Source organism: Streptomyces sp. NPDC091282, assembly GCF_044757385.1.
GTDB lineage: Bacteria > Actinomycetota > Actinomycetes > Streptomycetales > Streptomycetaceae > Streptomyces > Streptomyces gramineus.
In genome coordinates this window covers 1-13917 of record NZ_JBIVUX010000017.1, presented here as the reverse complement: position 1 = coordinate 13917, position 13917 = coordinate 1, and the positions used below count along the sequence as shown (strand labels likewise).

Sequence of the window (13917 nt, the reverse complement as noted above, 5' to 3'; positions counted from 1 at the left end):
AGGCCACGCACAGGCCCAAGCCAGCCTCAGCCCATGACTGGGAGCGATCTGAGGCGAAGGTGCCAGGACCACACGGTCCCAGCGCATCAGTGCGACGAGAGCACCACCGGTCCGTCCCGACGGATCTTCCGTATGCCCGCGCAGCTCACCACGTTCTTGCTCGCGTGCATCGGGTCATGGGTAACCGCTGCACGCCGACGAGGAGAACTCGTGGTCAAGAAGCACGGGAAGAAGCAGCGCGCCAAGAAGAAGGCGCAGCGCACCGGAGCCGCGTACAGCTCCGCGGCCGCCGGCACCACCCACACGCACACCCCGCTCCCCGACCTCAGCGCCCTGCCCCTCGTGCCGCACGGCAGCTGGAGGGTCCTGGATCTCGACCTCGCCGCCCGGCTGGTCGCCGCCTGCCGGGCCGGGTGCCAGCCGTGCCAGCAGACGCTGATCCCGAAGGTCGTGAAGGAGAAGCGGGCGACGCTCGCCGCGCTCGCCGGAGCCGTCTACGGCGCGGTCCCCACCGTCGGGTTCGCCGCCTCCGACACGACCCGGCAATGGGCCCCCCTGGCCCGGACGGCCATGCAGGCCGGAAGCGGTGACGAGGCGTTCGCCGCCGTCGAAGCAATGGACGAGGCCGCCGCGGCCGCGCTCCTGGACGACGCACTCGACCACTGGGCGATGGGGGACGGCCCCGTCCTCGCGGAAGCCGTCCGGAAGGTCGCCGAGGGCGCCTCACGGCGCGGGACCACCGACCCGATGGACGCCTTCCGAGCGGCCGGGATCGACGTCTTCACCCTGGACGACCTGGACCTGGGCGACGTCGACGCCTACCACCTCGCGGAGAACTACGGGGTGTTCGTCGGGCAGACGACGACCCCCGACGGGCAGCCCCTGCCGATGCTCACCCTCTACCCGGAGAGCGAGGGCGCCGGGATCGAGGACCTGGAGGCCCGCACCGACTGGGACCACTGGGGACTGCACGGCATGCCGGACGTGAACCCCTCCTGGCGACTGCGCGCCACCATCGCCGACCGCTCCCTGAGCGGACTGGTCCACGTCGACGACGACGGCCAGGACGACATCGAGCTGTGGCGGGCGGCGCAGACCGTGAGCCTGCCCGCGGACTGGTGGACGCTGCTCGACCGGGCCCAACACGTCCTGGTGGTCGGCCCTGTCAAGGAAGCCGACCACCAGGCACTCCAGGCCGCCGGCGACGCGGGCGAACTGCTCGCCGTCATCGCACGAGTGAGCTTCCACTGATGGCCCGCCGTGAGCGCCGCCCCCGCCAGCACCTGCCCGGGATCGCCGACCTCCGCATCGCGGCCGACGAGGCCACCACTGCCCTGGTCGTCGAAGCCCTGCGCCGGGAGTTCAACATCACCGAACCCGAGCCGTACGACAGCGGATACAGCTACCTCCGGCTCGACACCGGCAACACCGCGGCCGACCCGGACGACGACTGACCCGCCTCATCTCCGGTCGGAAAACAGGAACTTGCCCAGGCCAGGGACACGCAGCCCCGGTGCCGTCCGGCGCGCACGCACCCGCACCACGGGAGCGCTGACCGCGCCGGGCGGTGCCGGGGGAGCGGGGGCCTGGGGGGCGGCGAAGCCCCCCAGCGGCCACCGGCCCCGGCCCCGGGCGCATCGAGGAGACCCGCAGATGTACCAGGAAACGAAACCCGTAGAACAGCCCGAAGCCAGCGCCGACGGTGTGGTCTGGCTCCGGCCCGAGTACCAGGGCCGCCAGGGCGAGCTGGTCACCCTGGCCGCCGGCGCCCGGCTCGTCGGCGTCAGCGCGTCCGCCGTCTCGAACTGGCAGAACCGGTACCCGAAGGAGTTCCCGCCGCTCGTGCTGCTCACCGGCCCGCCGCACAAGCGGACCAAGTGGGCCGTCGCCGTCGAGCTGGTCGCCTTCGCCCGCGACCAGCGCAACAAGGAGCGCGACCGGTCAGGCCCCAGAAGCCCGCAGCGCCCGGGCGCCGAGATCGCGGCCGAACAGGCCGAGCACTACGAGGAGATGGTGCGCACGCTCACCGAACGGGAGCAGCGTCAGGGGAAGGCGCTGGCCCGCACCCGGGCCGCGAAGCGCACGGCAGAACAGAAGCTCACCCGGGCCCGTACCCGGCTCGCCGCCGAGATCGACGCCGTCGCCCGGCTCGGCACCCAGAAAGACCACCGCACGATGACCACCACGAAGGAGCACCGACCGTGACGGACACCATGCAGGGCACGACGACCGAGACCGCCGCGACCGAGACCACTCCGGTGGTCCCGCAGCAGGAACCGCCCCTTCCCGAGGCGTTGGGCGCCCGGCGCATCGCGGGCCTACTCGCCGACCACACCGGCGAGCCGGTCACCGCCGCCGACGTCGACGCGCTGGTCGACCAGAACCACATGGTCCAGTGCGACTCGTACAAGGGCTGGCCGATGTACTCCACGGCGGCCGCGCTCGCCCTTGATGTCGACCTGGTGCGGCCGGTCGTCGCCGACCGGTTGGCGTGGGAGGCGGCGAGCCTGCCCCGGGACGCGGCGGCCGACCGGATTGGCTGGCACTGGAGCGATCTGGTGCGGATGGGGGAGGAGGGCCGCATCACCACCGGCCGTGGCGGCCGGTACCTGATCGCCGACCTTGACACGATGGCCGCCGAGGCCGACGGCGAGCAGTACGTCACCGCGCAGGCCGCCGCCACGGACGTGCTGGAGATCCGGGCGAGCGACTGGAAGTACGTCGAGGCCGCCGGGTGGGTCCGCCCGGCGGACGCCTACGAGAAGGAGGTCGGCCGCTACCGCACGGTCACCGTCTCGCTCTACCGGCTCGGTGACGTCCGCGCCCTGCTGGAGCTGCCCGGCGTCGACTGGGAGGCGGTCCGCGGCCTGCCGAAGGGGGCGCCGTCCCCGCTGCGCGAGTACGCCCGGCTCGCCCCGACCCGGGCCGCCGCCGTCCGCGGCTTCGCGCAGGGCCTCGCCGACCGGCACGGCGTGACCGTCTGGGCCTGGCACTCGCCGTACACCGACCGTTGGGAGCTGGACTGGGAGCGGATCGAGGACCTGCCCGCCGAGGCCACGGTGCGGCGGGAGTTGGCCGAGGACCCCGAGGCGGGCGCGTACGCGGGTGAGATCGAGCTGTGCCCGGCGTGGGGCGAGATCACCCGGGAGGCGCGGGATCTGCTGGAGCCGGGCCGGGCGGTCGTGCTCGACACCGAGACCACCGACCTGTCCGGCTACACCGTCGAGATCGCCGTGATCGACGCGGCCACCGGCAAGAAGCTGATGGACACCCTGGTCAACCCCGGCGACGCCGAGATCAGCGACGGGGCCCGCTGGGTGCACGGCATCACGGACGAGATGGTTGCCGACAAGCGGCCGTTCGAGAAGGTGCTCCCCCGGCTCCGCAAGGTCACCAAGGGACGCGTCGTTCTGGCGTACAACGCCGAGTTCGACAGGTCCGTCGTGCTCCGCGACGTCGCGCGGGCCGGGAAGAAGCCGATGCACCTGGAGCCCTGGGACAGCTGGTACTGCCTGATGAACGCGTACGCCGACTGGCTCGGCTCCCGCCGGTGGCTCCGGCTCGGCGGCAGCCACCGCGCCGCCGGCGACTGCGAGTCCGCCCGGCAGGTCCTGATCGAGATCTCGAAGGGACGCGGCACCGCGTTCACGCCGACCCCGCCCGCGCCGGGGGACCCGGTCAGCGGCCCGCCCGCCGGTACGGTCCTCGCGGTCGCCGTCGTACCGCACGCCTGATCTCCACACGTCCGCCTGAACTGCGGACGCTTCACCTCAAATAACAGACTGCCGGAGTCACAGACTCCGGCAGTCTGCGTTTTGGGCGGACAGGCGCCCCCGGCGGGCGAACGCCCGGACGGGCGGTGGCGTCGGCGGTTGCGCTACGAGAAGACGCCCGACGACTGCCAGACTGCCGAAGTCACAGACTCCGGAGATGCCGGAGTCACAGAGTCACGGACCGAGAAAGGAGAGGCCCATGCCGCAGCGCAGGAACAAGCGTGTCGCCGCCGGCAGCAACAAGGGCGGCGTCGGCAAGACCGGCTGGGTGGAGATGGTCGCGGGCGCGCTCGCCGAGATGGACCGCAGGGTCCTGGTGGTCGACGTCGACCCGCAGGCGAACCTCTCGCGCAGGATGGGGCGCCCTTACCGCAAGGAAGCACCGATCGTCACGGTCTCCGAGGTCGTGAAGGCGAACGAGTCCGGGTGCGCCGCCGACGCGATCATCCCGTGCGGGTGGGGCGGCATCTACGCCGAACGCATCGACCTCATCCCCAGCCGGTTCGACCTGGACAACCGGATCTCCGAGGCCGCCGTGATGGGCGCGCGCCAGCGCCTGGCCCGCGCCCTTGAGGGCGTCGACGACGACTACGACTTCACGCTGTTCGACTGCCAGCCCTCCCTCGGGCACCTCACCCAGCTCGCCCTGGCGGCCGCCGACTACGGCGTCGCCCTGGTCGAGCCGGAGTACGACGGCGTGGACGGCGCGGTCCGCTTCCGGGACTTCATCCACGATGAGATCAACCGCATGGAGATGGGCAACCTGGACCTCCGGTTCGCGGCCGCCATTCCCTCGCTCGTCGACGGCCGCCTCGCCGCGCACACCCATCACCTCGGAACGCTGCCGGGCATCTTCGGCGAGGAGATGGTCTGGGAGCCGATCCCGCTGCGGTCCGTCGTGAAGGACGCCGCCGACGAGGCCCAGCCGCTCTCTGCCCAGGGCAGCCGCGCAACCGAGATGCGCGAGGTCTACAAGGCCTCCGCAGAACGCATGATCAAGGAGTTCGTGTGACACCGCCGAGGACCCGGTCCGTGGTCTCCCCCGACTCCGGCATAGGGGCAGGGCGCAAGCCGCTGACGCCCTCCGTCGAGCCCATCCTCGGTGAGGGTGAGCAGGGTGCAGAGTCCCGGACCACCGGGTCGCCGGAGCCGCACCGCTCCGGCGACCCGAAGTGGGCGACGCTGGAGCGCAAGGAGGCCCGACTGCGGTCCGACCAGCTCACCGACCTTGCCGATCTCCGGCGCCACCTGGGAGCCCACCGCCGGGACCGCTCGGAGATCATCACCGACAACACCCTGATCCGTGTTGCCGTCGACCTGCTGTTGCAGGGGCACGCCCACCGGCTCCACGGCGACACGGAGGAGGCCCTGTTGGCCTCCGTCCTGCCGCGGCGCCGGGCCGTCGCCGCAGTGGAGGAACCCGCCCCGGAGAAGGCCGAAGAGGCCAGCACGAGGAGGGCCCGGCGGACCGGCGGGGGAAAGGTCGAGCGGAGCCAGACTCCGTAAGTCCGGCACTCCCGGAGTCTGTGATTCGGCCAACGGGCGCGGTTCTCGCCAACCGCGCCCGTTCCGTTGTCTCGACACAACGGAACCCCGCTAGGATGCCGCCGTTCGTTGTTCCGGCACAACGGAAGGAATCCGGGTGGACAACGTCGACATGATGGCCGAACAGATCGCCGATCTGATCCGGCAGGCGAACGCCGAGGAGACGGCTCCGACCGAGCGCGTGCAGCTGCTCGCGCAGGCGGTCGGCCTCGCGGTCGACCCGCTGCACCAGCTCGAACTGGTGATGCTCGTCGCCGACACGGCGGGCCGGGCCGCGCACGACGCCGCCGGCCGCGCCCTGCGGGGCGAGGGTCGACCGGAGGGCAAGGCCGCGACCTGGACGGACATCGGCGGCGCGGCGAGCCTGTCGAAGGACACCGCCTTCCGGCAGTTCCACGGCGGCGACGCACTGTCGTGGTCCCCGGCGGCCCGCGGTGTCCGCCAGGCCGTACGGCGACCCGCCGCCGGGGAGGCCCGCTGATGCCCGTCGACCGGAGCCTCACCGGGGCCGAGCTGCTGCGCGCGGCCGCCGCCGAGGTCTGCTCGTGGGAGGAGGAGATCTCCGAGGCCCGCGGCCGCCAGGTGCGGTGGGTGGCGGGCGAGTACGGCCGGGCCCTCGCCCGCGCCGACCACCCGCTCGACAGCGAGGCCGAAGCCCGCACCCTGTTCCGCCGGGCCGCCGTCGACACCTACCTGGACCTCGCCGCCCGCGGCGAGCTGCGGGCCCGCGCGGTCGACAAGAAGCGGGCCAGCACCGACAACTCGCGGCAGACCCGCATCGAGGTCCTGGCGCTGCTCGCGAAGGCGGCCGGGGTGTACGCCGACCTGCCGCCGCAGCCCGACCCCGCCCGCAAGCAGCCCGTGCCCAAGCGGGCCCGCTCCCTGCTGCGGACCTCCCTGGAAGAGATCGCCGACCGGGGCGAGGCCCTGCCCGGGCAGATCCGGATGCTCGCCCTCGGTGCGACGGCCGTCGACACCGGCGCCCGCTCCGGCGAACTGTGCGCGTGCCGGATCGAGGACCTCGCCCCCTCGCTCGACAAGGTCCGGATCGTGCGCAGGCCGCAGGGATGGAGCGCGTCGGAGGCCTACGTCGAGCTGATCGACCTGTCCGGGCTCTCCCGGACCGCGCTGCGCCGGTGGCTCGTCGAACGGCACGCACTGCTGGAACGGGTCCGGGGCACCACCACGGCGCTGTGGGTGGGACTGCGCGCCAACCACCGCGGCGAGTACACGGTGCCGCCCGGCACGCCGCTGGAGCCGCGCGGGCTGTACCGGGCCTGGACCCGGGCCGTCGACCAGACCAACGCGCAGATGGCCGGCGAGCCCTCGTGGGTGCCGCTGCCCACCCGCATGGAACAGCTGCGCCGCGGGGTCAGCCCGAAAGCCTCCCCCGCTCCCCTCCAGCCGGACGCCGAACAGGCCGTCGTCCTCCTGGACGACGTCGCCGCGTGCGGACGGGCCCTCGCCAAGTCGCGCCGCTCCGGCGAAGCGGACACCGACGACGAACTCGAAGCGCGCCTCGCCTGCCGCAAGGCCGTACGGGCGGCGTGGGCCGAGGGGATCGAGCACGCGATGCAGCTCTCCGCGCTCGCCGAGGCGGGCCTGACCGAGAACGCCGACCTGGCGGCCGCCGGATGGGAGCCCGCGCTGCTCACCGCGATCGAGCGGGCGGTGGGCTGGGGGCGCCCCTCGAAGTCCAAGGCGCTCTAGCTGCGCCTGCCCGTCCCGAGTCCCGGAGTCTGTGACTCCGGGACTCCCGTATTTCCGTCCCGGCGTCAGGGGCAGGTACGCGAGCGCGCGCCGGGGCCGCGGACGTGGAGAAGCCCCCGGCGGCGCTCGGTGCAGGAGCAGCCGCCGGGGGCTTCGTGCGTCGCCCGGGCCCACGGGGGGAGGCGCCGGGAGACGGCTCAGGGGGCCGCGGCCGCCGACTCGTCGACGGGCACGGCAGCTTCGAGCCGGTCCAGCCGCTCGTACAGCGCGCGGATCAGCCGGGCCCGGTTGTGCACCCGGTTCAGGCTCGTGCACGGCTGCGACAGGCGGCCGTCGGCCTCTTGCAGGATCACCTCAGCGAACAGGCGGCGGCCGTCGTCCTCGGGCAGCCGGTCCGCGTAGAGGCGCACCGTGTCGGCGACCACCCGCGCCGCGCCGGCGAGCAGGTGGCCGATCGCGGCGACGTCGGCGGCCGGGACGTCCAGCGGGGAGGACCACGCCAGCGCCGTGCGCACCACCTGCTCGTGCACCGTGCGGTCGGGCGGCAGTTCCGCCGTGAGGCGTCCCTCCGGGTCGTGCAGGATGTCGTAGGTGCTGGTCATGAGGTGGCCGCCTCCTGCTGCTCGCGGGCCAGGGCTCGCAGATGGTGGGTGAGTCGATCGGGGCGGATCAGCGGCGGAGCGCTCTCGCGCGGCGGGCTGATCCAGTGCGCCACCGGGCTGCCGTGGTGGCCGGCGGGCATCAAGAGCTGGAAGCCGTCGCCGAGGACGCGCACGCCGGGCAGACCGGCCGCCGCCCCGCCGCTGCCCGGCGGCACCAGGACGTACAGCTGGTCGCGCAGGTGGTCGGCGAGCACCGGATAGCCCCGGCGCGGGCCCACCCGCATGGCGACCAGCGCGTCCAGGCCGCGCGATATCGGGGAGATGGCCACCGCGTCCCAGGTCCGGCCGCACGCCACCCAGCGGGTGCGGTCGTCCCCGCGCACCCACTGCGCACGGAGCCGTTCGGACGGCTGTGCGAGCCGGTGCCACGTTGGGCTGGAGGTCTTGGCGGACTGGGCCATATCAGGACCGTAGGGGCGGTATACACGAGGTGACCCACGCGAAGTGCGTGGGTCATCGACTCCTTCTCGGAGCACCCTATGGACCGCATCCAGTTCGGCCGCCGCGTCGCCCACTGGCGAGGACGGCGCCGCCTGTCCCAGCAGGAGTTCGCCAACCTGATGCAGCGCTCCCTGCGCTGGGTCGAGGACCTGGAGGGCGGCCGCCGCCAGGCCGACCCGAACCTGTCGGTCGTCACCGAGATCGCCTCCCGGCTCAACGTCACGGTGGACCGGCTGCTGTACGACCCGGTCGTGCTGTGCCCGGCCGACTCCGAGATCGACGCGGTGCGCGCCGTTCTCCAGCGCCACGACATCATCACCGGCCGCACCGACGCCGCCGACGTCGAACCGGTCCCCGTCGCCTCCCTGCGCAACGCACTGGTCTACGCCCGCACCGGCTTCCAGGCCGGTCACTTCGCCCGGCTCGGCACGCAGATCCCCGCGCTCCTGGTCGACGCGACCCGGGCCGCCGAACGCCACCGCGGCGAGGACCAGCAGGAGGCGTTCCGTCTGCTGTCGCTGTCCCTGGAGCTGACCGAGGCGGCCGCCATCAAGTGGGGCGACACCGAACTGGCCGTCGTGGCCGGGCACCGCGCGGTCGCGGCCGCCGAACGCTCCGAGGACCCCGTCATCATGGCCAGCGCCGCCCGCCACCTCGCGGACGCGATGACCAGCCACGGCCAGGCCGAAGCGGCGGTGGCGTTCGCCACCGCCGCCGCCGAACGCCTGCGCCCGGAGCTGCTGCGCCGCGGACCGCTCGGGCTGAGCGTGCTCGGGATGCTGTTCCTCAAGGCGGCCCTCGCCCAGGCCGCCGTCGCCGAGGCCGACGACCGCAGCCCCGACGCCGCGGCCCGGGTGGTGCCCGTCTTCCTGGACGAAGCCGACGAGTACGCCGCCCAGCTCGGGGCGGACGGCAACGAGCTGTGGACGTCGTTCGGGGCGACGAACTGCGGGCTGTACCGGGTCGCCGCCCACGTCCAGCTCTGCGCCGGCGCGGACGCCGTGGCCGTCGCCAAGGACATCCCCGCCGCCGGGCTGGAGGCCCTGCCCCGCGAGCGGCGCGCGCACCTGCTGGCCGACCGGGCCCGGGGCGAGACACAGGCCGGGATGCGCGAGGAGGCCGTCGCCACGCTGCTGGAGGCGGAGGCACTCGCCCCCGAGGAGGTCGTGTGCCGCCCCCGCACCAAGGCCCTCGTCGAGGACCTGCGGCTGTTGGGCGCGGGCAGCGCCGAGGGACGCTTGCGCAGCCTCGCGGAGCGCTGTGGACTTCCCCGGTGACCATGAAACGCACCCTGTACGTCATCGCCTGCGCCGCGCCTCCCGCCCGCCGCCTGTCCGTACCGATCAAGGCCGCCCAGCAGGCCGGATGGGACGTCTGCCTGATCCTCACCCCGTCCGCCCACCGGTGGCTCACCGAGGACGCCGAGGGCGAGATCGAGGCCCTGGAGCGGCTGACCGGCCACCCCGTCCGTCACCAGTACAAGCTGCCCAGCCAGCCCGACGTGCTGCCGCCGCCGGACGCGATGCTCGTCGCCCCGCTCACCAACAACACCCTGGCGAAGTGGGCGACGGCCGTCTCCGACACCCTCGCGCTCGGGCTGATCACCGAGGGCATCGCGCTCGTGCCGATCGTCGCCCTGCCGCACTTCAACGACGCCCAGGCCGCGCACCCGGCCGTCGCCCGGCACGTCGAGTTCCTGCGCGAGGCGGGCGTCACCGTGCTGCTCGGTGAGGGCGCCTTCACCCCGCACAAGCCCAAGCACGGCGACCTGGACGCCTATCCGTGGCAGGCCGCGATCGACGCCCTTCCGGCCTGACCAGCGCGAACACACCCGGACTCCGTGAGTACCGGACTCCCGGAATGCCGAAGTGTGGCAGTCCCAGAGTCTGTGACTCCGGCACTGCCGCACTCCCGGCCCGCCCCGCCGTCAGTCGAGGTCGTAGTCGTCCTCGGGCGGGTGCGGGCTGACGTGCCCGCAGTAGTGGCAGACCGCCCCGTCCGCGCGGTCGACAGTGGAACCGCAGCAGCGGGGGCACTCCCCCCGTTCCAGCACCGGCCCCGTGCCGCGCACGCATCCGGGGCACGTGTGGCCGGCGGCGTCGTCGCGGACCCAGCCCGCCGCCTCCAACGCGGTCTCGATCGGCCGTTCTTCGGGGAGGTCGTCGGGTTCGAGGTAGATGGCCAGGCAGTACAGCCGGTCACAGGTTGCAGCGTCGCGGATCATCGGGCCCCTTCGGTCGGTCGAGCGCGGCCGGGCTGTCCGGCCCTGCGCGCCGCTGTGCCCGGGCGGCGGCCCGGGCACAGCAGCACACGGGGCCGTCAGACGGCGGCGATCAGCAGGGCCGCGACGAACAGCCACAGGATGTGCCAGCTCTGATCGAGCGCATAGGCCCCGGTCCCGAGCGTGGGCGCGTACTCGCCCTTCGCGGTCACCGGGTGCCCGGCGTGGGCGGGCGTGCCCAGCGAGTAGAACTCCGCCCTGCCGCACCGGTCGGCGAGCCCCTTGAGCGTGGTGCGCCGGTCGGCCCAGTAGTGCGTGGCCGCGTCGATCCCGAGGCCGAGGACCAGGCCCAGGGCGGTGACCGGCAGGTGCAGCACGAAGACGGCCGGGACCAGGGCCAGGCCCTTGGTGATGGTCAGGCCCAGGACGTGGCGGCCGCAGGCGAGGCGACCGGTCCAGCCGGGCAGGCCCTTGGTAGCGGCCTGGCAGCTGGACTGCACCCAGTGGTCGCCGACGCTGTGCGCGACGTACAGCGTGACGAAGACGGCGGCGAAGACGGCGGCGGTGTCGAGCTGGTTCATGATGGGGGTTCTCCTGTCCCTGATGGATGGGTGAGCCCCGGGGGACGGGCCGCTCTTGCTGGCCGGCGGACCGGCCCGCCCTCCCGGGTGCGCGGCGGCTACTGGCCGCCGCGGTCGTCGTGCGCGGCCTCGCCGCCGCGCTGCGGGCCGCCACCGACGGCCCACTGCTCGAAGGTGCCCGGGTTGGCGTTGCGCAGGACGTCACGGCGGTACTGCGCCGTGCTGCGGGCCACGTCCATCGCCAGTGCCAGGTCGCCGACGCTGCCGCCGTTGGCGGCGTGGGCGCGGATCAGGGCGTCGCGGATGCCCTCCAGGCGCGGCAGGAGCCGGTGGTCCACGTCGTTGATCATCGTGTGCCAGCTGTTCGGCGAGACGGTCTGTTCGGCCGGGTCGGTGCTCCGCAGCGTGGCCAGGGCCCACAGCGCGCTGTGGAACCAGTCGGCCAGCATGCCGACGTCCATGCCGAGCTTCTGCGACTGCTCGGGGGTCAGGCTGATGACGATGTCACCGCCGCCGAGCCGGGATTCCTTGGACGGGACGAAGGCGATCGGGTCCTTGGCGTTCATCGGGTGCGTGCTCCCTCGGTGTCGTGCGATGGGTGGGTGTGGTTGGCGGGCGGGCGGTCACTGCCAGCCGGGCAGCGCCGGGTGGTCGGTGGGGACGGGGGCCGGGGCGTCGGGGTCGAACACGGGCGTGCCGCCCATGTGGACCACGGCGCGCTGCTGGCCCAGCAGGGCGTTGAAGCGGTTGAGCAGGTGACGCGCCACCTGGGCGATCTCCGGGTTGCCGCCGTACGTCTGGATGTCCCAGATCGCGTGCTCCAGCGACAGGAAGTCCGCCTTCTGGATCGGGATGCGCACCTTCTCCGGGTCGGACTCGGTGACCGAGGCGGCCCCGGCGCTGCGGTACAGGTTGCCGATCACGTCCTGGTGGTGGCTGCGGTAGCCGATGTCCGGGCGCCGGGCGGCCACGCGGTCGGCGGCGTGCAGCATGACCCGCTCGTACGCCGCCAGTTCGGCGAGGCTCATCGGGACGTACTCCACGCGCGGGAAGGGGGCGGGGGCCGGGCGGGCGGCGCTCTTGGCGCGGGACTTGCCGAACAGCATGGTGCTCTCCCTCACTGGCCGGGGCGGGGTCAGACCGTCTGCATGTAGCGGGCGGCGGCGTCCACGAACTCGTCGTGCGCGGTCAGGGCCGCGACGCGGGCCTCGTTGAGGGTGTCGGCGTCGGTGTCCTGGTGGCGCATGCCGAACGTGGTGTCGACCATGCGGTCCGCGGCGGCGCGCACGGCCGGGTCGGTGATGAGGATGCGCAGCCCGACCAGGGGCGCGGTCACCGCGGCGCGGGTGTCGTGCGAGCGGACGCGCAGTTCCTCGTAGCGGTCGAGGTCGCCCTTGAACTTCGCGTCGCCGCGGCGCCACATCATGCTGCGGTGGGCGCTGATGGCCTCCGCGAGCGCGGTGACGGCGGTCAGGTGCTCCTTGCGCAGTTCGCGCCGGCGGGCCCCTGCCTCGCCGCGCTCAGTGGCCCGCTGCTGGAAGTGGCCGGTGACCACGGAGCCGAGCAGGGTGCCGAGGACGGCGATCACGGCGGTTAAGAGAGCGACAGTCACGGTTTCTCCTCCGGTCTGCTGTACGGGACTTCGTACACCTAGAAATGTACGGACTTCCGTACACCCCCACAAGAAGGCGCCTCAAGATTCTTTGCGGTCGTCACCGCGCAGGCCCTCTGAGCTGCATATTTATGCGCGAAATCACAGAGTCCGGGAGTCCGTTAGTACGGCACTCCGTGACTTCCGGACTCTGTGATCCACCGGTGCATGGTCCGCCGGCGGGACGGGGCGGTGGACGTCGCGGGGAGGGGAGCGGCGCACCGGCCGGACGGAACCCCCCGCCCCCCTCGCCACGGAAGGCCCCCGAGAACGGGCCTGACGGGGGTCAGGGGCGCCGTTCCCGGCGCGGAGGCCCGGGAGTGCCGATCAAGCCCTGAGAGCCGCACAGGACCGCTCAGGGACGCGCCGACTCCCTCTTCTGGTCGCCGCCCGTAGGGCGTCCGCTGTCCCATCGGTGGAGTCGGGGGCGCCCGTGGCGCCCCCGGCGGAGCCGATTGGGCTGCGTTGAGTCGCCCCGGAGGGGCGTCCTATTTATGGGTTGACCTGCACGTACGCACTCAGGCCAGCCACCCACGGCGCGGGCCCGTCATCACCTCAGCCACGACGATGCCGTCACCCCGGAACCGGCCTTCACCCCAACGGGTGACGGGCCCGCGCCCCCCTCCTCTAACCCCTAACAGGCCCAGGCGCCCGAGAGCGGCGCTGCGCCGTCGCTCCGCTTGTCATGAGCCTGCGGCTTTCACCGTGGTTGCGGTCATGACCTGCGCTTTCTACGTCGGGGGGTCCCCTCCGGCAACGGCGGTGAGGGTGCCATGAGCCCCTGTACCGGGGAGAGAGGTCCTGGAGACGGCGGGCGCATCGGCCTGTTAGGGGGTCGAGGGGGGCGGATGCCCACCGAGGCCCGCTCGGTGACGAGCTGGTCCGCGGCCACCGGCCGCCGGGTGGATCTCTTCGGGGGAGGAGCGAACTGGTTCGGCGCCGTGGCGCCGTCGGCCGCGGCGGAGCCGCCTCACGCACGCTCGCGCGCTACTACCGGTAGCTAGCCCTCCGGGCGTCACCAGCGGCGCACGCGCCGCAAGGCGCTTTTGTGTTCTCTCGTACCGGGGAGAGAGGTCCTGGAGACGGCGGGCGCATCGGCCTGTTAGGGGGTCGAGGGGGGCGGATGCCCACCGAGGCCCGCTCGGTGACGAGCTGGTCCGCGGCCACCGGCCGCCGGGTGGATCTCTTCGGGGGAGGAGCGAACTGGTTCGGCGCCGTGGCGCCGTCGGCCGCGGCGGAGCCGCCTCACGCACGCTCGCGCGCTACTACCGGTAGCTAGCCCTCCGGGCGTCACCAGCGGCGCACGCGCCGCAAGGCGCTTTTGTGTTCTCTC

At 73.1% G+C, this 13917-nt stretch carries 17 protein-coding genes; 10 read left to right on the top strand and 7 right to left on the bottom strand.

All coding sequences use genetic code 11. The features are described 5' to 3' along the window. Positions 1–210 precede the first annotated feature (210 nt). The 8 genes from ACIQOE_RS41110 (at position 211) to ACIQOE_RS41075 (ending at position 7028) form a co-directional block, all read left to right on the top strand. Positions 211–1251 (top strand): hypothetical protein, encoded by a 1041-nt coding sequence (locus tag ACIQOE_RS41110; RefSeq protein ID WP_401417188.1) that lies wholly within the window; start codon positions 211–213, stop codon positions 1249–1251. After that, the gene (locus ACIQOE_RS41105; protein ID WP_401417187.1) at positions 1251–1454 is read left to right on the top strand and encodes a hypothetical protein; all 204 of its coding nucleotides are present in this window, start codon (positions 1251–1253) and stop codon (positions 1452–1454) included. The genes ACIQOE_RS41110 and ACIQOE_RS41105 overlap by 1 nt, the downstream gene beginning before the upstream one ends. A 199-nt stretch (positions 1455–1653) precedes the next feature. Beyond that, a complete protein-coding gene (locus ACIQOE_RS41100) occupies positions 1654–2205 on the top strand; it encodes a hypothetical protein (RefSeq protein WP_401417186.1) in 552 nt (183 codons plus the stop codon). Next, positions 2202–3734, top strand: a complete 1533-nt coding sequence (locus ACIQOE_RS41095) for a 3'-5' exonuclease (RefSeq protein ID WP_401417184.1) — start codon at positions 2202–2204, stop codon at positions 3732–3734. Before ACIQOE_RS41100 ends, ACIQOE_RS41095 begins: the two co-directional genes overlap by 4 nt. 238 nt (positions 3735–3972) lie before the next feature. Beyond that, entirely contained in the window at positions 3973–4785 is an 813-nt protein-coding gene (locus ACIQOE_RS41090) for a ParA family protein (protein ID WP_401417183.1), read from the top strand. Continuing rightward, on the top strand, positions 4782–5279 hold the full coding sequence (locus tag ACIQOE_RS41085; RefSeq protein ID WP_401417182.1) for a hypothetical protein: 498 nt from the start codon (positions 4782–4784) through the stop codon (positions 5277–5279). The genes ACIQOE_RS41090 and ACIQOE_RS41085 overlap by 4 nt, the downstream gene beginning before the upstream one ends. 136 nt (positions 5280–5415) lie before the next feature. Further along, entirely contained in the window at positions 5416–5799 is a 384-nt protein-coding gene (locus ACIQOE_RS41080; protein ID WP_401417180.1) for a hypothetical protein, read from the top strand. Further along, a complete protein-coding gene (locus tag ACIQOE_RS41075; RefSeq protein ID WP_401417179.1) occupies positions 5799–7028 on the top strand; it encodes a hypothetical protein in 1230 nt (409 codons plus the stop codon). The genes ACIQOE_RS41080 and ACIQOE_RS41075 overlap by 1 nt, the downstream gene beginning before the upstream one ends. A gap of 197 nt (positions 7029–7225) precedes the next feature. On the opposite strand, the gene ACIQOE_RS41070 is transcribed toward ACIQOE_RS41075, so the two are convergent. Together ACIQOE_RS41070 and ACIQOE_RS41065 are read right to left on the bottom strand one after the other, a co-directional pair. Continuing rightward, a complete protein-coding gene (locus ACIQOE_RS41070) occupies positions 7226–7630 on the bottom strand; it encodes a restriction endonuclease (protein WP_401417178.1) in 405 nt (134 codons plus the stop codon). After that, complete coding sequence (locus ACIQOE_RS41065) at positions 7627–8091, bottom strand: hypothetical protein (RefSeq protein WP_401417177.1); 465 nt, start codon at positions 8089–8091, stop codon at positions 7627–7629. Before ACIQOE_RS41065 ends, ACIQOE_RS41070 begins: the two co-directional genes overlap by 4 nt. Positions 8092–8169: 78 nt before the next feature. Between ACIQOE_RS41065 and ACIQOE_RS41060 the strand changes: the two genes are divergently transcribed. Both ACIQOE_RS41060 and ACIQOE_RS41055 read left to right on the top strand, forming a co-directional pair. Further along, a complete protein-coding gene (locus ACIQOE_RS41060) occupies positions 8170–9408 on the top strand; it encodes a helix-turn-helix domain-containing protein (protein WP_401417176.1) in 1239 nt (412 codons plus the stop codon). Between the two features lie 2 nt (positions 9409–9410). Then, positions 9411–9947, top strand: coding sequence for a flavoprotein (locus ACIQOE_RS41055; RefSeq protein ID WP_401417274.1), 537 nt, complete (start codon positions 9411–9413; stop codon positions 9945–9947). A gap of 111 nt (positions 9948–10058) precedes the next feature. Here ACIQOE_RS41055 and ACIQOE_RS41050 read toward each other — a convergent pair whose 3' ends face one another. From ACIQOE_RS41050 to ACIQOE_RS41030, 5 genes are all read right to left on the bottom strand, one after another. Beyond that, positions 10059–10355, bottom strand: coding sequence for a hypothetical protein (locus ACIQOE_RS41050; protein WP_401417175.1), 297 nt, complete (start codon positions 10353–10355; stop codon positions 10059–10061). 95 nt (positions 10356–10450) lie between these two features. Continuing rightward, positions 10451–10933 (bottom strand): transcriptional regulator, encoded by a 483-nt coding sequence (locus tag ACIQOE_RS41045; protein ID WP_401417173.1) that lies wholly within the window; start codon positions 10931–10933, stop codon positions 10451–10453. Between the two features lie 98 nt (positions 10934–11031). Then, positions 11032–11499, bottom strand: coding sequence for a hypothetical protein (locus ACIQOE_RS41040; protein ID WP_401417172.1), 468 nt, complete (start codon positions 11497–11499; stop codon positions 11032–11034). Between the two features lie 57 nt (positions 11500–11556). After that, positions 11557–12039, bottom strand: a complete 483-nt coding sequence (locus tag ACIQOE_RS41035) for a hypothetical protein (protein WP_401417171.1) — start codon at positions 12037–12039, stop codon at positions 11557–11559. Positions 12040–12068: 29 nt separating this feature from the next. Next, positions 12069–12521 carry a hypothetical protein gene (locus ACIQOE_RS41030; RefSeq protein ID WP_401417170.1) on the bottom strand — a complete coding sequence of 151 codons (453 nt, stop codon included), beginning with the start codon at positions 12519–12521 and terminating at the stop codon, positions 12069–12071. Between the last annotated feature and the right edge of the window lie 1396 nt (positions 12522–13917).